General features: G+C 64.1%; 25 protein-coding genes and 1 pseudogene. 19 read left to right on the plus strand and 7 right to left on the minus strand.

Annotated features, from left to right (window positions below; all coding sequences use genetic code 11):
• Positions 1-30: 30 nt before the first annotated feature.
• From dxs to GN330_RS16190, 4 genes are all read left to right on the plus strand, one after another.
• Complete coding sequence (gene dxs, locus GN330_RS16175) at positions 31-1,950, plus strand: 1-deoxy-D-xylulose-5-phosphate synthase (protein ID WP_156713682.1); 1,920 nt, start codon at positions 31-33, stop codon at positions 1,948-1,950.
• Between the two features lie 112 nt (positions 1,951-2,062).
• Complete coding sequence (locus tag GN330_RS16180) at positions 2,063-2,332, plus strand: hypothetical protein (RefSeq protein ID WP_156713683.1); 270 nt, start codon at positions 2,063-2,065, stop codon at positions 2,330-2,332.
• A gap of 59 nt (positions 2,333-2,391) precedes the next feature.
• The gene (locus GN330_RS16185) at positions 2,392-3,156 is read left to right on the plus strand and encodes a TlyA family RNA methyltransferase (RefSeq protein ID WP_156713684.1); all 765 of its coding nucleotides are present in this window, start codon (positions 2,392-2,394) and stop codon (positions 3,154-3,156) included.
• Positions 3,153-4,403 carry a class I SAM-dependent RNA methyltransferase gene (locus tag GN330_RS16190; RefSeq protein ID WP_156713685.1) on the plus strand — a complete coding sequence of 417 codons (1,251 nt, stop codon included), beginning with the start codon at positions 3,153-3,155 and terminating at the stop codon, positions 4,401-4,403. The genes GN330_RS16185 and GN330_RS16190 overlap by 4 nt, the downstream gene beginning before the upstream one ends.
• Before the next feature lie 19 nt (positions 4,404-4,422).
• Here the strand turns inward: GN330_RS16190 and GN330_RS16195 are convergent, their stop codons facing one another.
• Positions 4,423-5,142 carry an NAD-dependent deacylase gene (locus GN330_RS16195; RefSeq protein ID WP_343040762.1) on the minus strand — a complete coding sequence of 240 codons (720 nt, stop codon included), beginning with the start codon at positions 5,140-5,142 and terminating at the stop codon, positions 4,423-4,425.
• A gap of 167 nt (positions 5,143-5,309) precedes the next feature.
• On the opposite strand from GN330_RS16195, the gene GN330_RS16200 reads away from it, so the two are divergent.
• The gene (locus GN330_RS16200) at positions 5,310-6,449 is read left to right on the plus strand and encodes a Fic family protein (RefSeq protein WP_156713686.1); all 1,140 of its coding nucleotides are present in this window, start codon (positions 5,310-5,312) and stop codon (positions 6,447-6,449) included.
• Positions 6,450-6,474: 25 nt separating this feature from the next.
• Here the strand turns inward: GN330_RS16200 and tldD are convergent, their stop codons facing one another.
• Positions 6,475-7,878, minus strand: coding sequence for a metalloprotease TldD (gene tldD / locus GN330_RS16205; RefSeq protein WP_156713804.1), 1,404 nt, complete (start codon positions 7,876-7,878; stop codon positions 6,475-6,477).
• A 109-nt stretch (positions 7,879-7,987) separates the two neighbouring features.
• Between tldD and GN330_RS16210 the strand changes: the two genes are divergently transcribed.
• A complete protein-coding gene (locus tag GN330_RS16210) occupies positions 7,988-8,149 on the plus strand; it encodes a hypothetical protein (protein ID WP_156713687.1) in 162 nt (53 codons plus the stop codon).
• A gap of 72 nt (positions 8,150-8,221) precedes the next feature.
• Here the strand turns inward: GN330_RS16210 and GN330_RS16215 are convergent, their stop codons facing one another.
• Entirely contained in the window at positions 8,222-8,695 is a 474-nt protein-coding gene (locus GN330_RS16215) for an invasion associated locus B family protein (RefSeq protein ID WP_425487175.1), read from the minus strand.
• 419 nt (positions 8,696-9,114) lie between these two features.
• On the opposite strand from GN330_RS16215, the gene coxB reads away from it, so the two are divergent.
• The 12 genes and pseudogenes from coxB to rnhA all read left to right on the plus strand — a co-directional run bounded on the left by coxB (position 9,115) and on the right by rnhA (position 18,331).
• Positions 9,115-9,984, plus strand: a complete 870-nt coding sequence (gene coxB / locus GN330_RS16220) for a cytochrome c oxidase subunit II (protein WP_425487176.1) — start codon at positions 9,115-9,117, stop codon at positions 9,982-9,984.
• Between the two features lie 38 nt (positions 9,985-10,022).
• Positions 10,023-11,675: a cytochrome c oxidase subunit I gene (gene ctaD, locus GN330_RS16225; protein ID WP_156713690.1), complete on the plus strand. Its 1,653-nt coding sequence runs from the start codon at positions 10,023-10,025 to the stop codon at positions 11,673-11,675.
• A gap of 72 nt (positions 11,676-11,747) precedes the next feature.
• The gene (locus tag GN330_RS16230; protein ID WP_156713691.1) at positions 11,748-12,692 is read left to right on the plus strand and encodes a heme o synthase; all 945 of its coding nucleotides are present in this window, start codon (positions 11,748-11,750) and stop codon (positions 12,690-12,692) included.
• Between the two features lies 1 nt (position 12,693).
• Positions 12,694-12,852: a hypothetical protein gene (locus GN330_RS23515; protein WP_197435201.1), complete on the plus strand. Its 159-nt coding sequence runs from the start codon at positions 12,694-12,696 to the stop codon at positions 12,850-12,852.
• Between the two features lie 5 nt (positions 12,853-12,857).
• On the plus strand, positions 12,858-13,487 hold the full coding sequence (locus GN330_RS16235) for a cytochrome c oxidase assembly protein (RefSeq protein WP_156713692.1): 630 nt from the start codon (positions 12,858-12,860) through the stop codon (positions 13,485-13,487).
• A gap of 1 nt (position 13,488) precedes the next feature.
• Positions 13,489-14,376, plus strand: a complete 888-nt coding sequence (locus GN330_RS16240; RefSeq protein WP_156713693.1) for a cytochrome c oxidase subunit 3 — start codon at positions 13,489-13,491, stop codon at positions 14,374-14,376.
• A gap of 137 nt (positions 14,377-14,513) precedes the next feature.
• A pseudogene (locus tag GN330_RS23840) lies at positions 14,514-14,687 on the plus strand (L,D-transpeptidase family protein); the annotation flags it as partial.
• Positions 14,684-15,073 (plus strand): DUF983 domain-containing protein, encoded by a 390-nt coding sequence (locus GN330_RS16250; RefSeq protein ID WP_156713694.1) that lies wholly within the window; start codon positions 14,684-14,686, stop codon positions 15,071-15,073. The pseudogene GN330_RS23840 and the gene GN330_RS16250, both read left to right, overlap by 4 nt.
• Positions 15,066-15,830, plus strand: a complete 765-nt coding sequence (locus GN330_RS16255) for an SURF1 family protein (RefSeq protein WP_156713805.1) — start codon at positions 15,066-15,068, stop codon at positions 15,828-15,830. Before GN330_RS16250 ends, GN330_RS16255 begins: the two co-directional genes overlap by 8 nt.
• A gap of 50 nt (positions 15,831-15,880) precedes the next feature.
• Positions 15,881-16,882, plus strand: a complete 1,002-nt coding sequence (gene ispH / locus GN330_RS16260) for a 4-hydroxy-3-methylbut-2-enyl diphosphate reductase (protein WP_156713695.1) — start codon at positions 15,881-15,883, stop codon at positions 16,880-16,882.
• 10 nt (positions 16,883-16,892) lie between these two features.
• Complete coding sequence (locus GN330_RS16265; RefSeq protein ID WP_156713696.1) at positions 16,893-17,861, plus strand: homoserine kinase; 969 nt, start codon at positions 16,893-16,895, stop codon at positions 17,859-17,861.
• Positions 17,858-18,331, plus strand: coding sequence for a ribonuclease HI (rnhA, locus tag GN330_RS16270; RefSeq protein ID WP_156713697.1), 474 nt, complete (start codon positions 17,858-17,860; stop codon positions 18,329-18,331). The genes GN330_RS16265 and rnhA overlap by 4 nt, the downstream gene beginning before the upstream one ends.
• 34 nt (positions 18,332-18,365) lie before the next feature.
• On the opposite strand, the gene GN330_RS16275 is transcribed toward rnhA, so the two are convergent.
• Together GN330_RS16275 and GN330_RS16280 are read right to left on the minus strand one after the other, a co-directional pair.
• Positions 18,366-18,851, minus strand: a complete 486-nt coding sequence (locus GN330_RS16275) for a peroxiredoxin (protein ID WP_156713698.1) — start codon at positions 18,849-18,851, stop codon at positions 18,366-18,368.
• An 83-nt stretch (positions 18,852-18,934) separates the two neighbouring features.
• A complete protein-coding gene (locus GN330_RS16280; RefSeq protein WP_156713699.1) occupies positions 18,935-19,744 on the minus strand; it encodes a protein-disulfide reductase DsbD domain-containing protein in 810 nt (269 codons plus the stop codon).
• Between the two features lie 154 nt (positions 19,745-19,898).
• On the opposite strand from GN330_RS16280, the gene GN330_RS16285 reads away from it, so the two are divergent.
• Positions 19,899-20,534: a YqgE/AlgH family protein gene (locus tag GN330_RS16285; RefSeq protein ID WP_156713700.1), complete on the plus strand. Its 636-nt coding sequence runs from the start codon at positions 19,899-19,901 to the stop codon at positions 20,532-20,534.
• Here GN330_RS16285 and GN330_RS16290 read toward each other — a convergent pair.
• Both GN330_RS16290 and GN330_RS16295 read right to left on the minus strand, forming a co-directional pair.
• Complete coding sequence (locus GN330_RS16290) at positions 20,525-23,389, minus strand: EAL domain-containing protein (protein WP_156713806.1); 2,865 nt, start codon at positions 23,387-23,389, stop codon at positions 20,525-20,527. The genes GN330_RS16285 and GN330_RS16290 overlap by 10 nt on opposite strands.
• 28 nt (positions 23,390-23,417) lie before the next feature.
• The gene (locus GN330_RS16295) at positions 23,418-24,029 is read right to left on the minus strand and encodes a GNAT family N-acetyltransferase (RefSeq protein WP_156713701.1); all 612 of its coding nucleotides are present in this window, start codon (positions 24,027-24,029) and stop codon (positions 23,418-23,420) included.
• Between the last annotated feature and the right edge of the window lie 2 nt (positions 24,030-24,031).

Consider the following 24,031-nt stretch of genomic DNA (forward strand, 5'->3'; position numbering starts at 1 on the left):
CCGTTAAAGCCTTTAAAAGAAAACAAAGCCATGGCCGCGAACCCGCCTCCGCAAACGCCCCTTCTGGATCAGGCCCGTACGCCCGCCGATCTGAAAAAACTGCCCGAAAGCAAGCTGCCGCAGCTCGCCGAGGAGTTGCGTAGCGAACTTGTCGATGCCGTGTCGCACACTGGCGGCCATCTTGGCGCGGGGCTGGGTGTGGTCGAATTGACGGTCGCCATCCACTACGTCTTCGACACCCCGAAGGATCGTGTGATCTGGGATGTCGGACACCAGGCTTATCCGCACAAGATCCTGACCGGCCGGCGCGACCGTATCCGTACGTTGCGCCAGGAAGGCGGGCTCTCCGGTTTCACCAAGCGCGTCGAGAGCGAATACGATCCGTTCGGCGCAGCGCATTCCTCGACCTCGATCTCGGCCGGGCTCGGCATGGCGGTGGCGCGTGATCTTTCGGGCGGCGACAACAACGTCATCGCTGTGATCGGTGATGGTGCCATGTCGGCCGGCATGGCTTACGAGGCGCTCAACAATGCCGGCGCGCTCGACGCGCGGCTGATCGTCATCCTGAACGACAACGACATGTCGATCGCCCCGCCTTCCGGCGCGATGAGCGCCTATCTGGCGCGGCTTGCCTCGGGCCGCACCTATCAGGGCATCCGCGATATCGGCAAGAAGCTGACCTCCTATCTGGGCAAGACCGCCGACAAGGCGATCACCCGCGCGGTCGAGCACGCGCGCGGCTACGTCACCGGCGGCACGCTGTTCGAGGAGCTCGGCTTTTTTCATATCGGGCCGATCGACGGTCACAATCTCGAACATCTGATCCCGGTGCTAAGGAATGTTCGCGACCACGGCGACGGCCCGGTCCTGATCCATGTCGTGACCCAGAAGGGCAAGGGTTACGCCCCGGCCGAGGCGGCGAGCGACAAATATCACGGCGTCGGCAAATTCGACGTCATCACCGGCGCTCAGGCCAAGCCGGCGGCCAACGCACCGTCCTACACCAAGGTGTTCGCCCAGAGCCTGATCCAGGAAGCGCGCGAGGACGAGCGGATCGTCGGCATCACCGCCGCGATGCCGAGCGGCACCGGGCTTGATCTGTTCGGCGAGGCGTTTCCCGAGCGAATGTTCGACGTCGGCATCGCCGAGCAGCACGCCGTCACCTTCGCCGGCGGGCTTGCCAGCGAAGGCTACAAGCCGTTCGCCGCGATCTATTCGACCTTTTTGCAGCGCGCCTACGATCAGGTTGTGCACGACATTGCCATTCAGGGCCTGCCGGTCCGTTTTCCGATCGACCGGGCAGGTTATGTCGGCGCCGATGGCGCCACCCATTGCGGCGCGTTCGACGTCGCCTATCTCGCCACTTTGCCTGGCTTCGTGGTTATGGCGGCGGCCGATGAGGCCGAGTTGCGCCACATGGTGCGCACCGCCGTCGATTACGACCAGGGCCCGATTGCCTTCCGCTATCCGCGCGGCAACGGTGTTGGCGTCGACATGCCCGAACGCGGCGCGGTGCTGGCGATCGGCAGGGGACGGGTCCTGCGTGAAGGCACCAAGGTGGCGCTATTATCCCTCGGCACCCGGTTGCAGGACTGTCTTGCCGCGGCCGACGAACTCGACGCCGCCGGCCTGTCGACGACGGTCGCCGATGCCCGCTTCGCCAAGCCGCTCGATCGCGACCTGATTACCCGCCTGGCCCGCGAGCATGAGGTTCTGGTCACGGTCGAGGAAGGCGCGGTCGGCGGTTTCGGCAGCCATGTGCTGCATTTCCTCGCCCATGAGGGTCTGCTGGAAAACGGCCTCAAGGTACGCCCGCTGGTCTTGCCCGATGTATTCACCGACCAGGCCAAGCCCGAGCGCATGTATGAGTGGGCCGGGCTCGACCGGGCCGGGATCGTCACAACGGTGTTTGCCGCGCTCGGAGCGCAGGCCCGCGCCGCGCGCGCCTGACGCCAATCGTAACGTCCTGTTTACGCTGGTTTTTCGTAACCCGCTTACCCTGTCCCTTGGCCAAATCTTAGGCCCCGCCTGATAGTCACGCTCCTGGACAGGGAGCATAACAATGACAAGATTCACGATCGCGCTGGCGGGGCTGGTACTGGCCGCGCCCGCCATGGCGGACCAGAAATTCGACCGCAGCATCGACGCGGCGGCGGCGCGGATCGTGGCCGAAAGGATCGGCGAGATTCGTGGCGGCTTCGCACCGGGAGACACGCCGGACTTTGTCGGCGAGGTCAAAACGGTCGCCTCGGTGGCGCCTTCCGACGGCTCTTGGAGTGACGGGCTGGCGCGGGCGCACGACGTGGCGCCGCCATCCGGCGATACCAACTGACGCATGGCCGGCCGCTCGGGCCGGCTTGCGCGGGCCGCCCGCCTTCGTCAAATAGGATCATGACGGAAAACCAGGCCGGTTCGCACAAGACGCGCCTCGACGATCTTCTCGTGACACGCGGCTTTTTCGCGACCCGTTCGCGGGCGCGCGATGCCGTGTTGCGCGGAACGGTGCTGGTTGACGGCCGGTCGCAGACGAAACCGGGCAGCCGGGTCGCCCGCGACGCTGCCCTTGCGGTCGACGATCCGGCGCGCGCCTATGTGTCGCGCGCCGCGCTCAAGCTCGTCGCAGCCTTCGATCGGTTCGAGCTCGATCCCGCCGGCGCGGTCGCGCTCGACATCGGTGCCTCGACCGGGGGCTTCACCCAGGTCCTGCTTGAGCGCGGCGCGGGCCACGTCTACGCCGTCGATGTCGGGCATGGCCAGCTCGACATGGGTCTGGCCGGCGACCCGCGCGTCACCAATCTCGAAGGCCTCAACGCGCGCGATCTCGCGCCGTCGCACCTGGATGGGCGATCGGTGCGTTTTATCGTATCCGACGTCTCCTTCATCTCGCTGAAACTGGCACTGCCGGCCGCACTCGACCTGGCCGGGAAGGGCGCCGGCACCGTGCTCCTGGTCAAGCCGCAATTCGAGGCCGGTCGCGCGGCGATCGGCAAGGGCGGCATTCTGCGCGATCCGGCCCTGGGCGAACGTATCGCCCACGAGATGGCGGCATGGCTCGAAAGCCGGCCCGGCTGGCGCGGGCTTGGAACAATGCCCTCGCCGATCGCGGGCGGGGATGGCAACCGGGAATATTTGCTGGCGGGGATCAAGGACCGATGACGACCAGGCTGCGTATCGACAGGCTCGGCGCCCGGGGCGACGGCGTTGCGGACACCGAAGCCGGGCCGGTTTACGTGCCGTTTGCGCTGCCGGGCGAATTGGCGACCGTCGCCGTCGAGGGAGACCGCGGCACGCTGATCGCGGTCGTGGAGACTTCGGCGGGGCGCGTGGAGCCGGCATGTCGGCATTTCGGCGAATGCGGTGGTTGTGCGCTGCAACATCTCGACACGCCGGCCTATCTCGCCTGGAAGCGCGACAAGCTGGTCGCAGCACTCGCCAGCAGGGGGCTCGACGCCGAGGTCGGCGAGACGGTTGCCTGTGAACCCGCCGCACGCCGGCGGGCAGTATTCTCGGTACGCAGGACCGCGCAGGAACAGCTCTTCGGCTACAACCGCGCTGCCACGCACCATCTCGTTTCCGTCGAGGAATGCCCGATCCTCGTGCCGCGTATTCCCGCCTCGCTCGCCGTTCTGCGCGAGCTGGCGGCGCTGGTCTGCGCCACGGACAAGGCGTTTCGCGTGGCCGTCGGCGACACCGAAAGCGGGCTCGACGTCGCGGTTTCCGGTGCCGGCAAGACCGGCGAAAAGGCGCGCAGGGCCGCCGCCGACTTCGCCATCCGCCAGGGCATTGCCAGGCTCTCTCTCGACGGCGAGGTGTTGATCGCGCCGCGCCCGCCGCAAATCACCGTCGGCGGCGCCGTGGTCAGCCCGCCCGTTGGCGGTTTTCTGCAGGCCGTCCCCGCAATCGAGGCAGCGATCGCGGCCAGGGTCGTGTCCCATCTCGGAAAGGGCAAGGTGAAGCGTGTCGCCGACCTTTTCTGCGGCGTCGGCACTTTCGCGCTCAGGCTGGCCGAGCGGGCCGAAATCCTGGCCGTGGAGAACGACGCCGCCGCGCTCACCGCGCTCGACCGGGGCTTTCGTCACGCCGGCGGCCTCAAGCGGATCACCACGGAAAAGCGCGACCTGTTTCGCCGGCCGTTGACGACCAAGGAACTCAACGGCTTCGACGCTGTGGTGTTCGATCCGCCGCGGGCGGGCGCGGAGGCGCAGGCGCGCCAGCTCGCGATGAGCGACGTGCCGCGTATTGCCGCCGTGTCGTGCAATCCGGCCACGCTGGTGCGCGATCTACGCATTCTGGTCGATGGCGGCTACCGCGTGGTCGAGGCAACGCCGTTCGACCAGTTCCTGTGGTCGCCCCATGTTGAGGCGGTGGCGCTCTTGGAAAAGCCCGTCAAGAAACGGCGCTGATCCCGCCGCTGGCGGCGTTTCAGCGACCGGTAAGCAGCCCGCGCACATAGTCGGGCACGATTTCGCTCGCCCTGCCATGCCGTCTTTCGGCAAACAGTGTCACGCCCTGCGACGGTTCGAGATTGAGTTCCACCGTATGCGCGCCGGCCGCGCGGGCGATGTCGACGAAACCGGCCGCCGGATAGACATTGCCGCTGGTGCCGATCGACACGAACAGGTCGCAGCGCGCCAGCGCTGCCTCGATCCGCTCCATCCAGTAGGGCATCTCGCCGAACCACACCACGTCCGGCCGCAGATAGCCGGCCGTGGCGCAGGACGGGCAGGGCGTTGTCCGCGACAGGTCCCCGCGCCATCGATGGCGCTGGCCGCAATTGGTGCACAGCGCGCTGCCCAGTTCGCCGTGCATATGAGCGAGCGCGCGCGAGCCGGCCCGTTCGTGCAGATCGTCGATATTCTGGGTTACCAGCAGGAAGTCGTCGAAAGGCCCCCGTTCGAGTTCGGCCAGCGCGAAATGGGCGGCATTCGGCTCGACCCCGGCCAGGCCGCGCCGGCGCTGATTGTAGAAATCCTGCACCAGCTCGGCATTGCGCGCGAAACCCTGCGGCGTGGCGACGTCGCGATAGTTGACCTTCGACCAGATCCCGCCCTCGTCGCGAAACGTGTCGATACCCGATTCGGCCGAAATTCCGGCCCCGGTGAGGATGACGATGGCTGCGGACGGCGCGATTTTGTCTATCACTTTGGGTTTCCATTGAGAGAAAAGCCGGCTTGTGTCTCAAGGATGAGGCACAACCGCATTTGTCGATCAAAATTATCCATTCTGGATAGACAAAATGCCTTATGGGCTGTACGTGAGAGACAAGCTGTTTTGTGTATCATAACGCTCTCAATTTGAGAGACAGAAAAATGACATCCTTCCGGGAAGCACTCAACCTCTCCGACGCCGTTGACTACCACTACGGTCAGTTTCCGCCAAAGCTCCCCGAAATCGGGTCCTTGATAAAGCCCCTGACGGCCACGTCGGCGGCGTTAGCCCGTTACGACCAAACGCTGCGGACAATGCACAACGGCGAAATCCTACTGGCGCCGCTGAGAAATCAGGAGGCAGTCGTTTCCTCACGCATGGAAGGAACGATCAGTACCCTCGACGAAATCCTGCGCTTCGAAGCGGAAGCCGAGAACGACGAAGACCAGGCCGCGGCCCACTTCAGAAGCGAAGTGATCGAGGTTGCCCTCTATAGCCGCGCCATGCGCATCGCCCAACAGACGATGAAAGAGGGGCAACCGCTTTCTCCGTTCCTGCTGCGTTCGGCTCACAAGGTGCTGCTGGGGTTCGGACGTGGGGCGTCGAAAAGACCCGGGGAGTTCAAGATCGAGCAGAACTACCTCGCGGATCGGGGGAAAAGAAAGGTACTGTTTGTCCCCATAAAACCGGAATTCCTCGATGATGGGATAAAGTTGCTTTTCGACTACATCAATGGCGATGAACACGAGCCCATTACACGGTCTGCAATAGCCCATGTCGAGTTCGAGGCCCTACACCCATTCAATGACGGTAACGGGCGGATCGGTCGCATGCTGATTCCGCTCATCTTGTGGCAGGGCGGGATTTTGAGCCAGCCGTATTTTTACGTGAGTTCTTATCTTGAAGAGAACAGGGACGAATATATCGAACGAATGCGCGCTGTGTCATCACATCAAGACTGGATGGGCTGGATTTCCTTCATGCTCGAAGCTTTGGAGACTCAGGCGAATCGGAACCTCGAGAAGGCCGAGACGGTCCGCGAACTTTATCAGGAGATGAAAGAACGCTTTCGCCAAACCTTGCAATCGCAGTGGAGTACGGTCGTGGCGGACTTCGTCTTCACGCGGCCGGTATTCAAGGGCAGTTTTTTTACCGGAAAGTCCGGAATTCCCTCCGCGACCGCCTATCGCTTTTTGCGGACCCTGCAGGAACAGGACTTGCTCAAGGTCATAGAACCGGCTTCCGGCCGGCGCCCGGCGCTCTATTCGTTCGAACCTCTCCTCGAATTGGTGCGGGACTGAACGCGCCTGGCATGCGCCCGGCCGTTTACGTCTGCGTGCCGCCGACCGTCATCTGGTTCATTCTCAAATGCGGCTGGCCGACGCCGACCGGCACGCCCTGGCCGGCCTTGCCGCACATGCCGATGCCGGTGTCGAGCTTCATGTCGTTGCCGACCATCGTCACCCGGTGCATGGCGTCCGGTCCGTTGCCGATCAGCATCGCGCCCTTGATCGGGTGGGTGACCTTGCCATTTTCGATCCGGTAGGCCTCGGTGCAGCCGAAGACGAACTTGCCGGAGGTGATGTCGACCTGGCCGCCGCCGAAAGACACCGCGTAGACGCCGTCCTTGACGGAGGCGATGATCTCGGCCGGTTCGGTGTCGCCGCCGAGCATGAACGTGTTGGTCATGCGCGGCATCGGCTCGTGCGCGTAGGATTCGCGCCGGCCGTTGCCGGTTGCCGCAACCCCCATCAGCCGGGCGTTCTGCCGGTCTTGCATGTAGCCGATCAGCTTGCCGTCCTCGATCAGCACGTTGCGGCCGGTCGGCGTGCCCTCGTCGTCGATGGTCAGCGAGCCGCGTCGTTCCGCAATCGTGCCGTCGTCGACGACGGTGACGCCCCGGGCGGCCACCTGCTGGCCCATCAGACCGGCAAAGGCGGAGGTCTTCTTGCGATTGAAGTCGCCTTCCAGCCCGTGGCCGACCGCCTCGTGCAGCATGACGCCCGGCCAGCCCGCGCCCAGCACGATGTCGAACGTGCCGGCCGGCGCCGGTTTCGCCTCGAGATTGACCAGCGCCTGGCGCAGCGCCTCGTCGGCGGCGTGTTGCCACGAGGCCTCGGCTACGAACTCGCCGAAACCCTTGCGCCCGCCCATGCCGTGCGAGCCGCTTTCCTGGCGGTCGCCGTCGCCCACCACCACAGCCACGTTCAACCGCACCAACGGGCGGACGTCGCGCACGAAATGCCCGTCCGCGCGCAGGATCTCCACGGTCTGCCACGATGCCGCCAGCGATGCGGTGACCTGGCGCACGCGCGGGTCCTTGGCGCGCAGCCACGCGTCGATCTCCTGCAACAGCCTTGCCTTTTCGCCGAAGCCGGGCGCGGCGATCGGGTTCTCGTCGCCATAAAGCCGTCTATTGGTGCCCGTCGGCGGTGTGGCGAGTCGGCCCGAATAGCCGGCCTTGACCGCCGAAACCGCATCGGCGGCGCGCGCAAGCGCGTTTTCGGAAAAGTCGCTCGAATGGGCGTAGCCCGTCGCCTCTCCGGCCACCGCGCGCAGGCCGAAGCCCTGGTCCTGGTTGAAATTGGCCGTTTTCAGCCGGCCGTTGTCGAAGACCAGCGCCTCGCTTTCGGAATATTCCACAAACAGTTCGCCGTCGTCGGCGCCCTGGATGGCGCTTGCCACCAGCCGCTTGACGGCCGTTTCGGAGAGATCGAATTTTTCCAGCAATCGGACAGGCACGCGCAGGCTCCCTTGGATGGGTTTATTTCAGCTTCCTCGCTTATATAGAGGGCGCGGGCAAGGCTTTCACCCACGAGTTGCGAGGGGAATGGCGAGCATGTTGAAGGGCGCGAACGTAAAAGATCTGTTCTTCTGGGTCGCCGCCGGAGCCGCGGCGGGGCTGGCAGCGGGGTTGCCGTTCGGAAGCGACTATATGCTGGCCGGCGTGGGGCTCGGCATGGCCGGCGGTCTCGGCATTCATTTCGGCTTGCGCCGCTAAGCCTGGTATCGCCGCGCCGTTCCGGCTCAACCGCGCCCGGATACCCGAGCCCTTATCTCGAACAGCGGCGGTTCAGGGCAGGGCGTCGAAACCTTCCGAAAAGCCGGACAGGTCGACCGGAATGCCGATGCCTTCTTCCGGCGTCTGGAAGACGATGAAAGTGGCGGCAGTGCCGGCTTTGAAGGTGTCGAGCAGTTGATCCTCCAGAATGACCTCGGCGTAACAGCCGTCCTGGAAGCAGCGCACGAAATAGGCCCGGCCGATATCCTTGCCGTCGACATTGAGGCCGAGGCCGTTCGGCAGCAGCACGCCGAGCGGCGCGAGCACGCGTAGGATTTCGGCCTTGTTGTCGGCCGTTTTCAGCACCACCACCGAAAGCCCTACTTCCGGCCGGTCCTCGGCGACGACATTTTGCATCAGCACGCATTGCTCGCCGGTCGCCCCGGCCGGCACGTCGCAGATGATCGACCACGCGCCATGGGTCGAGCGCACGGCGCCGCCCTGCTGGGCATGCCCTTCCGGCAGGAAGGTCATGCTGGCGGCCATGACGGCGGCAATGGCGAAAAGGCGTGCGGGCAAGGTTAGCATGAGAGCTCCATGGCGAATCACCTGAATCTATCGTGCGGCCGGTGCCATTCAAAGCAGGGCTTTTCGACAGCGAAGCGATGATTCGGATGGTCACTTGCCTTCAAAATCCGCCGGAAATGCGACGCGGGTCCGTCCGGGCGTCCGCGTTCTGGCCGGTATTCTGGGCCGTGCTCTGGAAGGCGGCGGCGGCGCGTGACGCTCCAGCGGCGCCAATTTGCCGCTCGCGCAAAAATGCCGCATGGATCGCAGGGCAGGCTTCCTTGCAGATGTCCGGAGAGTATGGTTTTAACGGCCGACATCATGGCTGGGTCCCTGACCTGGCAGACTTGCGCGCACCGGAGCATAGGCTGCGCATTCCGATCGAGGAGAAGATGAGCGTGATAAGAAAGCCCCTGGCGATCCTGTCCGGCTTGGCGGCCTGTATGGCAGCCGCCCCCGCTCTTGCCGCGCAGCCGACCCCCTGGCAGACGCGTTTTCAGCCGGCGGCCACCTCCATCATGGAGCAGACCACCTGGTTCGAAATCTACACGCTGTGGTTCATTTTGCCGATCACCGTCCTGGTCATGCTGCTTCTCGGCTGGGTGATCGTGAAATATCGCGCAAGCGCCAATCCGACCCCGTCGCGCACCAGCCACAACACGCTGATCGAGGTCATCTGGACGGTCGGTCCGGTCGTTGTGCTGCTTTTTCTGGCGGTGCCGTCCTTCCAACTCCTGTCGGCGCAATATTCGCCGCCGGAGGATCCCGCCATCACCATCAAGGCCACCGGCGTGCAATGGTATTGGGATTACGAATACCAGACGGAGGAGCCGCTTTCCTTCTCCTCGCTTATTCTGGCCGACGATGACCGTGCCGGTCTCGGCAAGGAAGACAGGGCGGCCTATCCGCGGCTGCTGGCCGTCGACAATGAGGTGGTGGTGCCCGTCGACACCACGGTCCGCGTCCTGGTGACGGCCAGCGACGTGATTCATGCCTTCGCCATGCCGGCTTTCGGCGTCAAGACCGACGCGGTTCCTGGCCGGATCAACGAGATCTGGTTCAAGGCCAAGAAGGAAGGCATCTATTATGGCCAGTGCTCCGAGCTTTGCGGCAAGGACCACGCCTTCATGCCGATCGCGGTCCGGGTGGTCTCGGCCGATCAGTACGACACCTGGCTCGCCGCCGCGCGCTCGGACCTCGCCGGCGCCAACAAGGCGCTGATGGCGGCGACGGATGCGCAGACCAAGGTTGCGGCCGCCGGCGAATAACGCCGCGAACGGTCAGAATAAGGGAAACGGAGCGTAACATGGCAGGCGCTGCAGCTCACGATGCGGACCACGACCACAAGCCCTATGGCTGGACGCGGTGGGTCTATTCCACCAATCACAAGGACATCGGTACGCTCTACCTGATCTTCGCGATCTGTGCCGGCATCATCGGCGGCTTTCTGTCGGTGATGATGCGTTGGGAGCTTGCCGAGCCGGGTATCCAGATCTTCCACGGGCTTGCCGCCATGGTCTATGGCGTCGAAGGCGACGCCGCGCTTGATGCCGGCAAGCACATGTACAATGTGTTCACGACCGGCCACGGCCTGATCATGATCTTCTTCATGGTCATGCCGGCGCTGATCGGCGGTTTTGCCAACTGGATGGTGCCGATCATGATCGGCGCGCCGGACATGGCCTTCCCGCGCATGAACAACATCTCGTTCTGGCTGCTGCCGCCGGCCTTCATCCTTTTGCTTTTGTCGATGTTCGTGCCCGGTCCCGCCGGCGCTGCCGGTGCTGGTGGTGGGTGGACGGTCTATCCGCCGCTGTCGACCTCGGGTCAGCCCGGTCCGGCAATGGATCTCGTCATCCTGTCGCTGCACATTGCCGGCGCCTCGTCGATCCTCGGCGCGATCAACTTCATCACCACCATCTTCAACATGCGCGCGCCCGGCATGACGTTGCACAAGATGCCGCTTTTCGCCTGGTCGGTACTGATCACGGCGTTCCTGCTGCTGTTGTCGCTTCCGGTGCTCGCCGGCGGCATCACCATGCTGTTGACCGACCGCAATTTCGGCACGGCCTTCTTCGCGCCCGAAGGCGGCGGCGACCCGATCCTGTTCCAGCATCTGTTCTGGTTCTTCGGTCACCCCGAGGTCTACATCCTGATCCTGCCGGGCTTCGGCATCGTCAGCCACATTGTGTCGACCTTCTCCAGGAAGCCGATCTTCGGTTACCTCGGCATGGCCTACGCCATGGTCGCGATCGGCGTGGTCGGCTTCATCGTGTGGGCGCACCACATGTACACGACCGGCCTGTCGCTCGACACGCAGCGCTATTTCGTCTTCGCCACCATGGTGATCGCGGTGCCGACGGGCGTGAAGATTTTCTCCTGGATCGCCACCATGTGGGGCGGCTCGATCTCCATGCGCACCCCGATGCTATGGGCGATCGGCTTCATCTTCCTGTTCACGGTCGGCGGCGTCACGGGCGTTCAGCTCGCCAATGCCGGTCTCGACCGCTCCTTCCACGACACCTACTACGTCGTCGCGCACTTTCATTACGTGCTGTCGCTGGGAGCCGTGTTCGCGATCTTCGCGGCCTGGTACTACTGGTTCCCCAAGATGACGGGTTACATGTATTCGCCGCTGATCGCGCGCACCCATTTCTGGGTCACCTTCATCGGCGTGAACCTGATCTTCTTCCCGCAGCACTTCCTCGGCCTTGCCGGCATGCCGCGCCGTTATATCGACTATCCCGACGCCTTCGCGGGCTGGAACCTGGTCTCTTCCTACGGTTCGTACATGTCCGCGATCGGCGTGGTGATCTTCCTCTACGGCGTGTTCGAAGCCTTTCGCAAGAAGCGCGTCGCCGGCGCCAATCCGTGGGGCGAGGGCGCGACCACGCTGGAATGGCAGTTGCCGTCGCCGCCGCCCTTCCACCAGTGGGAAGAGCTGCCGAGGATCAAGTAGTCGCAAACAAACAACCAAGCCGCCGGTTCGCCGGCGGCTTCGCTCAAAGGGATAAAGCGGTACTGCGTTTTCATGGCCATCGTCGACAACCATATTTCCGCGACGGAAGCCGGAGTGCGCCTCTCTGAGGCCACGCCCGGCGACTATTTCGCGCTTCTGAAGCCGCGGGTGATGTCGCTGGTCGTATTTACGGCGATGGTTGGTCTGGTCGCCGCGCCGGGCTCGCTGAACCCGTTCATCGCCCTGGTTGCGATACTGGCGATCGCGGTCGGCGCCGGTGCCTCGGGCGCGCTCAACATGTGGTATGATGCCGACATCGACATGGTGATGTCGCGCACGGCCGACCGGCCGGTGCCGGCTGGGCGCATCGCCGCCGGCGAGGCTCTGGTATTCGGGCTTGTCCTGTCCGCTTTTTCGGTGATGACGCTCGGCGTGATCGTCAATTGGTTCGCCGCCGGTCTGCTCGCCTTCACCATCTTCTTCTACGCCGTCATCTACACGATGTGGCTGAAGCGCTCGACCCCGCAAAACATCGTCATCGGCGGCGCCGCCGGTGCATTCCCGCCGATGATCGGCTGGGCCGCTGCGACGGGCGCGGTCAGCCTCGAAAGCGTCATTCTGTTCCTGATTATCTTCTTGTGGACACCGCCGCATTTCTGGGCGCTCGCCCTCTTCAAGTCCGGTGATTACGAGCGCGCCGGCATTCCCATGCTGCCCAATGTCGCCGGTGCCGCCGCCACCCGCCGCCAGATCCTGGCCTATTCGCTGCTGATCGCGCCGGTCGGCGTCGCGCCGTGGGCGTTCGGCTTCGCCAGCGCTGTCTATGGCGTACTCGCCCTTGCGCTCGGTGTCGGCTTTGTCTGGCATGCATGGCGGGTGTTTGCGATGGCCGAAGATGATCGCGCCATGAAGCCGGCCAAGGCGCTGTTTGCCTATTCGATCGTTTATCTGTTCGCGATTTTCGCCGCATTCCTCATCGACACCGTCGCCGGCCGGATTGCCGGGTTCGGAGGCTGACATGAGCGACAAAAAAGGCCTCGTCCTCAGCCCGGCCCAGGCCAAGGCGCGCCGGGCGCGCTCCATCGCCATCGGCTTGGCGCTCGCGGCGATGGTCGTGATTTTCTATTTCGCCACGATCGCCAAGTTCGGCCCGGCGATTTTCGAGCGGGCGCTGTGAAGGCGATGAGCGCGAAAAATCTCTCCAGCGAAAAGACAGAGCGGTCCAACCGCGTTATCGCCGCGGCCTGCCTGGCGTTTTTCGTCGGCATGATCGGCATGGCCTATGCGGCCGTGCCGCTTTATCAGCTTTTCTGCCAGGTCACCGGCTATGGCGGCACGACGCAGCGCGTCGAGCAATATTCCGACACCATCCTCGATCGCAAGATCACGATCCGTTTCGACGCCAACGTGGCCAGCGATCTGCCCTGGGACTTCAAGCCGGTTCAGCGCGACGTGAAGATCCGGATCGGGGAGACGGCGCAGATTTCCTATACCGCCACGAACATGTTCAAGGCACCGACGCGCGGGCGTGCATCCTTCAACGTCTCGCCGCCGACGGCCGGCGCCTATTTCAACAAGGTCGAGTGTTTCTGCTTCACCGACACCGAGTTGAAGCCCGGCGAAACCATGGATATGCCCGTCGTCTTCTTCATCGATCCGGAAATCGTCAACGTTCCGGAACTGAAGACGACGGAGACCATCACACTCTCCTACACTTTCTTCTCCATCGACGGGGACGAACCCGTCGCCGCCTCGCCCAAGGGCGAGGCGACAGATGCAACGACGAACGAGACGACCAAGCTCGGGGGCTGACATGGCTGACGCACACGCCAAACCGCAACACGACTACCACATTATCGACCCGAGCCCCTGGCCGTTCATCGGCTCGGTGGGCGCGCTGATCATGGCGATTGGCGGCGTCGCCTGGATGCAGAGCATGAGGAGCGGCTCGCTGCCTCTGTTCGGCATCGACTTTGCCGGCGCGAAATACTGGATCTTCGCGATCGGGCTCGCTCTGGTCATCTACACGATGATCGCCTGGTGGTCCGACACGATCAAGGAGGCGCATGAGGGCCACCACACGCGTGTGGTGTCGCTGCATCTGCGCTACGGCATGATCATGTTCATCGCCTCGGAGGTGATGTTCTTCGTGGCCTGGTTCTGGGCGTTCTTTGATGCCAGCCTGTTTCCCAACGAGGCCGCTCAGGTCGCGCGCGCCGAATATACCGGTGGCGTGTGGCCACCGCACGGCATCGAGGTGCTCGATCCCTTCCATCTGCCGCTTTACAACACCATCATCCTGCTTCTGTCGGGCACCACGGTCACCTGGGCGCACCACGCGCTGCTGCACGACGACCGCAAGGGGCTCGTCTGGGGCCTGGCCCTGACCGTCGTGTTGGGCGTGCTGTTTTCGTTCGTGCAGGTCTACGAATATGTCCACGCCCCGTTCGCCTTCAGCGATTCGATCTATGGCGCGACCTTCTTTATGGCAACCGGCTTTCATGGCTTCCACGTCTTCGTCGGTACGATCTTCCTTCTGGTGTGCCTGCTGCGCGCCATGCGGGGTGATTTTACGCCGAAGCAGCATTTCGGCTTCGAGGCGGCCGCCTGGTATTGGCATTTCGTTGACGTGGTATGGCTGTTCCTGTTCGCCTGCATCTACGTGTGGGCGTCTTCCGGAGCCACGATCGCGGTGCACTGACGCGGCGCGTTATTTTGATTTGCAGCGGCCGCCCACGGGGCGGCCGTTTTTTTGTCGCTTGTGCCGCGCGCGCTCTGGGCGCTGAAGCGCTCTGCAATATCCCGGCACGGTTCCGGCGGGTTGCGACAAAGGCGGGCGTCGACCCTGGCGGCATGATCGTGATACATGGCCAGCCAAATGGGTTTGGATGGTGGTCCTGACTCCTGCAGCGGTTTGACTGGACCGACGACTGTATCGCCGTCGCCGATGCGGAGATGGACGAAATCTGGGCCATGGTGAAGAACGGTACCCCGATCGAGATCAGGCCATGAACCAGGACAAGGCGCATTATCCGCCCGTCGAGCCGATCGGCGCCGGCCTCAAGGGGCGCTGTCCGCGCTGCGGCAAGGGGCGGCTTTTTTCGGGCTATCTGAACGTGAACGAAAGCTGCGCCGATTGCGGTCTGTCGTTTGATTTCGCCGACGCCGGCGACGGACCGGCGGTTTTCGTCATGCTGTTCATCGGGTTTTTGGTGGTCGGCCTCGCCCTGTGGGTGGAAGTGTCGTTCGGACCGCCGCTATGGCTGCATTTTCTGTTGTGGATCCCGCTCGCCATTGTCGGCTCGCTGGTGCCGCTGCGCCTGTTCAAGGGCGTGCTGATCAATCTGCAACACGCCAACAAGGCCGCGGAGGGGCGGCTCGATCATGGCGATGAATGAGGCGCCTACATCTGCGCGCACGGCGCCCGCGGCATGGAAAGTCGTGCTGGCCGCGCTCGTTCTGTTCGCGTTCCTGTGCGCGCTCGGCGTCTGGCAGGTCCAGCGCCTGGCCTGGAAGGAGGGCCTGCTCGCCACCATCGAGGAGCGCATCCATCGGCCGCCGGTTCCCTTCCGTGACATTCTGGCTGCGCACGACGACGGCCAGGATATCGAATATCTGCCGGTGAGTGTAAGCGGGACCTTCCTGCATTCCGGCGAGCGCCATTTCTTCGCCACCTGGAAAGGCGCCTCGGGCTATTTCGTCTATACGCCGCTGCTGCGCGCCGACGGTTCGGCCGTCTTCGTCAACCGCGGCTTCGTTCCCTTCGACCGCAAGCCGGCCGCCACGCGCGGCGAGGGGCAGCTAGCCGGCAAAGTCACCGTCACCGGGCTCGCACGCGACCGGCTGGCGCAAAAACCCTCTTCCATCCTGCCCGACAACGAGCCCGCCAAGAACATCTTCTACTGGAAGGATATCGAGGCGATGGCGGCCACTGCCGGTCTGCCGGACGGCACCGGGATCGTGCCGTTTTTCGTCGACGCCGACGACAGTCCCAATCCGGGTGGCCTGCCGGCGGGTGGCGTGACGCTGATCAGCATGCCCAACAATCACCTGCAATATGCCGTGACCTGGTTCGGCCTGGCGGCGGCGCTCGCAGGCGTCGTCGGCGTCTGGCTGCTGCGCATAAGGCGCGAGGATCGGCCCCGCCGCCCTTGACAGGCACCGGTGCGGCACATCATGTCCGCCGGCAGGAAAGTGATTGAACCATGCCCGAATCCGACAAGCGTCCGCTGACCATCCGGCTGTGCCAGCCGCGCGGCTTTTGCGCCGGCGTCGACCGCGCCATCCAGATCGTCGTTCTGGCGCTGAAGAAATACGGCGCGCCGGTCTATGTCCGCCACGAGATCGTCCATAATCGCTACGTAGTAGAGGGGTTGCAGAATCTGGGCGCGGTGTTCGTCGAGGAGATCGACGAGATTCCGGCGGACCATCGCCATTGCCCGGTGGTGTTTTCTGCTCATGGCGTGCCGAAATCCGTGCCGCGGGATGCCGCCGAGCGGGCGCTGTTTTATCTCGACGCCACCTGTCCGCTGGTTTCCAAGGTCCACAAACAGGCGATCCGCCACCACCGGCTCGGCCGGCATGTCGTGCTTGTCGGCCATGCCGGCCACCCCGAAGTCATCGGCACGATGGGACAGTTGCCCGACGGCGCCGTCAGCCTGATCGAAACCGAGGAGGACGTGGCGCGTTTCGCGCCGGCCGACCCGGCAGCACTCGGTTTCGTCACCCAGACAACGCTGTCGGTCGACGACACGGCCGGTATTATCGGGGCGCTGAAGCAGCGCTTTCCCGCCATGCAGGCGCCGGCCGCCGAATCGATCTGCTACGCCACCACCAACCGGCAGGACGCGGTCAAGGAAACCGCGCCCGGCGCCGACCTCTTCCTGATCGTCGGTGCGCCGAATTCGTCCAATTCGCGCCGCCTCGTCGAGGTCGCCGAGCGCTCGGGCGCCAGACGCGCGCTGCTGGTACAACGTGCCGCCGACATTGACTGGGACGAGATCGGCGCAATCCGCACGCTCGGCCTGTCGGCGGGGGCCTCGGCGCCTGAGATCATCGTCAACGAGATCATCGAAGCCTTTCGCGAACGCTTCGACGTCACGGTCGATCTGGCAATCACGGCCACCGAGACGGAGGATTTCCCGGTCATGCGTGCCTTGCGCGATGTCGAACTGACCCGGGCCGATATGGCCTTCGTCAACGGCTGAGCCGCACGCGATGGCCGTTTACACCGACATCAACGAGGTCGAACTCGCCGCCTTTCTGCAGGAATATAGGCTCGGCGAGATGATGTCCTACAAGGGTATCGCCGAAGGATCCGAGAACTCCAATTTTTTCCTGCATACAACGGTCGGGACCTATATTCTGACGCTCTACGAACGGCGGGTCGAGGTCGCCGATCTGCCGTTTTTCCTCGGCCTGATGCAGCACCTGGCGCAAAACGGCATTTCCTGCCCGCTGCCCGTCGAACGCAGGGACGGCCGACTGATCGGCGAACTTGCCGGGCGTCCGGCCGCGATCATCACCTTTCTGGAAGGCGTCTGGGTACGCCGACCGACGCCCGCCCATTGCCGCGCCGTCGGCGCCGCGCTCGCCGCCCTGCATCTCGCCGGCGCCGATTTTCCACTCGGCCGCAACAATGCGCTCTCGGTCGACGGCTGGAAACGGCTTTGGCTGCAGGCACGGCCGCGCGCCGACACGTTCCAGGCCGGCCTGGTGGAGGAGATAGACGCCGAGTTCGCGGCCTTCGAGCGGGACTGGCCGTCTGACTTGCCGTCGGGCATCATTCACGCCGATCTTTTCCCCGACAACGTGTTTTTCCTCGGCGACCGGCTTTCCGGCCTGATCGATTTCTATTTCGCCTGCAACGACATCTTTGCCTACGACGTCGCGACCTGTCTCAATGCGTGGTGCTTCGAAAAGGACGACGCCTTCAACGTGACCAAGGGGCAGGCTTTCCTTGCCGGGTATCAGAGTGTCCGTCGGCTCGAGGCTGCAGAGCGCGAGGCGCTGCCGCTGCTGGCGCGTGGCGCGGCGCTGCGCTTCATGCTCACGCGCCTCTACGATTGGCTGACGATCCCCGACGGCGCGCTGGTGCAAAAACGCGATCCGAGCGAGTTCATTCGCCGCCTGCGTTTCCACCGCCACGTCCGCGCAATATCCGAATACGGACTTGGAGCCTCATGAAAAAGGTCGAGATATTCACCGACGGCGCCTGTTCGGGCAATCCCGGGCCGGGCGGCTGGGGTGCGATCCTGCGCTTCAACGGCACTGAAAAAGAGGTGTCCGGCGGCGAGGCCCACACCACCAACAACCGGATGGAGCTGATGGCCGCGATCGAGGCGCTGAACGCCCTCAAACAACCCTGCCAAGTCGTTGTCACCACGGACAGCGTCTATGTGCGCGACGGCATTTCCGGCTGGATCGAGGGCTGGAAGCGCAATGGCTGGAAGACGGCGGCCAAGAAGCCGGTCAAGAATGCCGAGCTATGGCAGGCGCTGGACGAGGCGCGCCGCCGCCACACGGTCGAATGGCGCTGGGTCAAGGGCCATGCCGGCCATGCCGAAAACGAGCGCGCCGACGAACTCGCCCGCGCCGCGCTCGCGAAATTCAAGCCGGCCCGGCCTGCACGGAGTGCCTCGCCGGCGCGCGGCTGAATGGATATCGCGGCCGGCCGGCGAGAGGCCGTTTTCAGAGCTGTTCGAGAATTCTGGCCGCGCCCGACTCCACGGCCTCGGCCGGGCTGGTTTCGATATTGAGAGAGCGCACCGTGCGGTCCTTGACGATCATCGAATAACGCTTGGAACGGACGCCGAGGCCGGCGATCGACAGGTCGAGATCGAGCCCGAGCGCGCGCGTGAAATCGCCGTTGCCGTCGGCGAGGTAGACCAGTTTGCCTTCGCCGCCGGAAAAGCGCGCCCACGCCGTCATCACATGCTGGTCGTTGACGGAAATGACGGCGATCGCGTCAACGCCGCGTCCCAAAATGGCGTCGTGATTTTCCAGATAGCCGGGCAGGTGATTGTTGGAGCAGGTTGGCGTGAACGCACCGGGCACGCCGAACAGCACCACCGTCTTGCCTTCGAAGAATTCCGCCACGCTGACGTCCTTCGCGCCGTCGGCGCCAACGGCCTTGAGCGTGGCGTCAGGCAGTTTGTCCCCGACCGATATCGTCATGAAAGTTTCTCCAGAAATTGTGTGAGGCAAAGTGTGCGCTTTCCACATAATGCGGATGGCGGTCATGTCCAGCACCGAGTTGGTCAGGGAAGGTCGATTTCGCCCGAAACCGCGCCGGCGTTTGTCACCAGCGTATAGGCGGCGGCAGTAGGCGCACCATCAATATCCGGGCGCTGGAGGACGGGGACGCGAAAAATCACCTGGTCTGTGTGGGACTGGTCGGCTCGGGGGAGACCGAACAAGTAACCCTCGGCGCCGGCGACGAACAGCGCAGCGCCACCGCTTCCCGCCGGCGTTGCCGTCTCGACGACCAGGACGTCTCCGTCAAGGCGGGCTGCCGCGACGCCGAAATCCTCGTTGGCGGGTGCGGGCAGGGCGGCGAAGGCTGCTGCAACGGCGGCCCTGTCGGCGGGCGCGTCGGGGGCGCTGCCCGGCTCGACGCTGAGCCTCGCCTGGACGGGAATGCAAACCGCCTGACAGACGCCGAGAAATATATCGGCCTTAATCAGCGAATAACGGTCGGGCGCGGCGACGGTGAACACCACCGGAAACCGGACCGGGGCGTCGTAGCCGGCCCAGGCGCCATAGCTGTCTTCGTGCCATTGCGGGGCGGGATAGTCGAGGCGTGCGCTTTTCACGTTGAGGCTGCCGTCGAGCGTGATCTGCGGCGGCACGCCCGACGCGCCGGGATCGCGCCAGTAGGTTTTCCAGCCCGGCTCGAGATCGACTTCGAGCGCGCCGCGCAACACGCCGTCGCGGTCGGCAAGCCCTGTCGTGATCAGGCGGATCGTGGCGCCGTCGGTCTGAAGACTCTCGCTGGACGCGGCGTGCGCGCGCCCGGCGGCCGAGGCGGTAAGCACAGCCGCGAGCGCGGCTGACCAAATTCGTTTCAAGCGGCTTCTCCCTTTATGCAAGCAGTGTCGGCAATCGGCGCGAACTTCAATCCGCCGTGCGATCATTTGCCGTCATTTCTGCGTGAAGGCGGGCCCCGTCACCGGATTTGAATCCATCTTTCAAGACGTGCGGAAACGCGATAGGCTCTCGGCTATGGATCTGATGCGCCAGAAGGGAAAATCGGGCACGCCACCCGGCAATGCCGGCGGCGACGCGACCGGTTTTCTCGACGATCATTTTCTCATCGCCATGCCGGGCATGGCGGACGACCGCTTCGCGCGGGCCGTCATCTATGTCTGCGCCCATAGCGAGGAGGGCGCTATGGGGTTGATCATCAACCAGTCGCAGTCGTTGCGGTTTGCTGACTTGCTCGTTCAACTCGGCATCGTTGACGAAAAGCAGGCGATCCGGCTCGCCCCTTCCGCGCGCGATCTGCCGGTGCGCAATGGCGGGCCGGTCGACCGCAGCCGCGGCTTCGTACTCCACTCCGACGACTATGTGGTCGAATCCTCCCTGCCGGTTTCCGACGACATCTGCCTGACCGCCACCGTCGACATCCTGCGCGCCATCTCCGAGGGCGAAGGTCCGCGCCACGCCATCATGGCGCTCGGCTATGCGGGTTGGGGCGCCGGTCAGCTCGAACAGGAGATCGTTGAAAATGGCTGGCTGACCTGCCCGGTCGATGCCGAACTGCTGTTTGATGGCGACATCGAGCGCAAGTATGACCGCGTGCTGGCCTTGCTCGGCATCGACGTGGCGCATTTGAGCAATTTTTCCGGTCACGCCTGAGTGAGCGGGAACTGTTCCTTCAGCAATTTCAGCGCCGCGTCCGCCGGCAAGGGCGCTCCGAACAGAAAACTCTGGACGAATTCGCAGCCCATCTGCCTGAGTTGAAGCGCGTCGGCCTCGCTGGAAACGCCTTCGGCGACGACCGAAAGGCCGAGATCGTGCGCCATGTCGACCATGGAACTCAACAGAACCGCTTTTTTCGGGCTGGTGTCGTCGACGAAGCTCTTGTCGATCTTGATGGTGTCGAAGGGCAGGCGGGTCAGATAGGACAGAGAGGAATAACCGGTCCCGAAATCGTCCAGTGACAGGCCAATCCCGAGCTTGCGCAGCTTGTCGAGCACATGCGTGCACTGCTCGGGATTGTCCATGATCAGCGATTCGGTGAGTTCGAGACGGAAATAGATCGGTTTGAGATTGGCTCTGGCCAGCACGGAGCGCACGTCGGTGACGAGATCCTGGCGGATGAGCTGGCGGCTCGACAGATTGACCGACACCGACAGCGGCGAATTGCCGATCTGCTTTTGCCAGGAGGCGAAATCCTCGGCCGCCCGCTGCATGGCGAACAGGCCGAGCTGCACGATCAAATTGCAATTTTCCGCCACCGGGATGAATTCGCCCGGCAGGATCATGCCCCGGCGCGGATGATCCCAGCGCATCAGCGCCTCGAAACCGGCGACCGAATTGTCTACCAGCCGCACGATCGGCTGGTAGACGAGGCTCAACTCGCCGCGATCCAGCGCGCGGCGCAGATCCGATTCGATCTGCAGGCGGTCGGCACCGTAGGAACGGAACGCCGGGCGGAAGGGTTCGATCCGGTCGCCGCCGAATCGTTTGGCCTGCTGCATGGCGAGTTCGGCGTCCTTGACCATGTCTTCGGCCGTCGCGGAGGGAGACGTCCATGAAATCAAGCCGACCGACCCGGTCAGCACGATCTCGCGCTTGGCGAAGCTGATCGGCGCCCGGATCGCCTGGCGCAACGCATCGGCGAACGCCGCGATCCGGGCGGGGTCCTGTTCCGAAAGCAGCATCAGCGCGAATTGGTCGCCGGTGAAGCGCGATAGCGTGTCCTGCGGCTTGAGCAACCGGTGCAGCCGACGCGCCAAGGTCAGAAGCATCGTGTCGCCGGCCGACATGCCCAGCCCGTCATTGACATGCTTGAACCGGTCGATATCGATGACGAAAACCGTCGGACGGACCTTTTCCTCGGCGCGCGCGATATTGACGACCGCATCGAGCCGGTTGAGGAACAGTTCGCGGTTGGGCAGACCGGTCAGATTGTCGTGCACGGCGTCGTGCAGAAGCCGCTCCTCGGCCTTTTTCTGTTCGGTGACGTCGATCAGCGTGCCCACGCAGCGAATGACCTCGCCGTCCGAGCCAACCACCGGGCGCGCCCGCATCGAAAACCAGTGATAATGGCCATCGGCCGCGCGCAGCCGAAAGCTCTGGCCGATGCGGCCGCGCCGGTGTTCCAGCACCATGTCCAGCGTCGTGCGGAAATGGTCGCGGTCGTCGGGATGCAGCACGGGCAGCCAGTTGCGGGCCGGGCCGTGCAAGCTGCCGCTGCTCAGGCCGAGCTGCTCGCTGATGTCGGGCCGGGTCACGACGCGGTCGCGCAGCACGTCCCAGTCCACAACCGTATCGCCGGAGCCGGTGATGGCGAGCGCCTGGCGCTCCATGTCGCTGAACAGCCCTTGCTGCAGCGCGCCGCCGGAAAAAGCGTGCTGCATCACGGTGAAGCCGATCAAAAGCACGATCAGGATCAGGCCGCCGCCCAGCGCCGGCTGGACGATGTCGTTGTCGAGCAGACCGGTGATGGCCAGCCACGAGCCGGCCATCCACACCAGCACCATCAGCCAGCTCGGCACCAGCATGATCGCCCGGTCGTAGCCGCGCAGGCCCAGATAGACGACCAGAAGCAGGCCGATGACGGCGGTTGCCGCGAACGAGAGCCGCGCGATGCCCGCGGCCACGGCCGGGTCGAAGAACACCGCGATGCCGGCGATCAGGCCGAGGCCGGATATCCAGGCGAGCGCGACGTAGCTGAAATGGCCGTGCCAGCGGTTCAAGTTGAGATAGGCGAACAAAAATACGATCGAGCTGCCCGCCAGCGCGATCTCGGTCACCGAGCGCCAGAGTTGTTCGCTGCCGGGCGATATTTCGATGACCTTGCTGAGGAAGCCGAAATCCACGCAGATATAGGCGAGTGCCGCCCAGGCGAGGGCGGCCGTCGCCGGAAACATCGTCGTGCCCTTGACCACGAACAGGATGGTCAAAAACAGTGCCAGCAATCCCGCGATGCCGATCACGATGCCGCGAAACAGCGTATAGGAATTGACCGTGTCCTTGTAGGCTTCCGGGTCCCAGAGATAGACCTGAGGTACGTCGGGCGAGGCCAGTTCGGCGATGAAGGTGATCACCGAGCCCGGATTGAGGGTCACAAGGAAGACGTCGGCGTCCGGGCTTGCCTGGCGGTCGAGCGCGAAGCCCTCGCTAGGTGTGATCGCGCCGATCCGGCTCGCGCCGAGATCGGGCCAGAACAGGCCGGAACCGACCAGACGGAAATGCGGTGCCACGATCAGCCGGTCGAGCTGCTGGTCGGTCGTGTTGGCGAGCGCGAACACCGCCCAGTCGCCGGACGAATTGCTTTCCTTCGCCTCGACTTCGATACGCCGGACGATCCCGTCTATGCCGGGCGCGGTGGAAACCTGGAAACTGGCGCCCTTGTTGCGGTGGAATTCCAGCGCGCCGGACAGGTCGAGCGCGATGTCGTCGCGCGATATCCTGATCGGCTCGATCGCGCCGGCCGGCACCGGCGCCCACAGCGCCAACAACACCACCGCGACGAGCCCCAGCAGGAAATAGCGTATGTGGCGGTCGGTCGAATCAGATGCCACCGGTCTTGCCCCGTATTTGCTGTGCCCGATAGTCGTCCACGATCAGGGCGTAAAGATAGTGGTCCTGCCACGTTCCGTTGATCTTTAGATAGGACCGCAACAGTCCTTCCCGCGTGAATCCGGCTTTTTCAAGTACACGCATGGACCGTGTGTTGCCGGGAATGCAAGCCGCCTCGATCCGGTGCAGGCCGAGCGTTTCGAACCCGTAACGACTGGCCAGCCGCAGCGCGTCGAGCATGATGCCGCGTCCGGCGTGGCTTTCGCCCATCCAGTAGCCGACCTGCGCCGACTGGGCCACGCCGCGTCTTATATTGCCGATAGAGATGCCCCCGGCCATTTTGCCGGTATCGTTCAGATAGATCAGGAAGGCGGTGCCGGCGCCGCGGCCATGTTCTTCACGGTAGCGTCTGATCCGCGCGCGCCAGGCCGGTTGCCCGAGTTCGTCGCTTGCCCATGCCGGTTCCCACTGTTCTAGGAAATGGCGGCTGGTGCCGCGCAGTTCCGCCCACTCGGCGTATTCCTGTCCGGTGGGGAACTTGAGCGTGACCCTTTCGCCTTTGGCCGTCGGATAGGCCCGGCTGAAGAACCGCAAGCCAGGCATTG

The sequence above is a fragment of the Nitratireductor arenosus genome (assembly GCF_009742725.1).
Classification (GTDB): Bacteria; Pseudomonadota; Alphaproteobacteria; order Rhizobiales; family Rhizobiaceae; genus Mangrovimarina; species Mangrovimarina arenosa.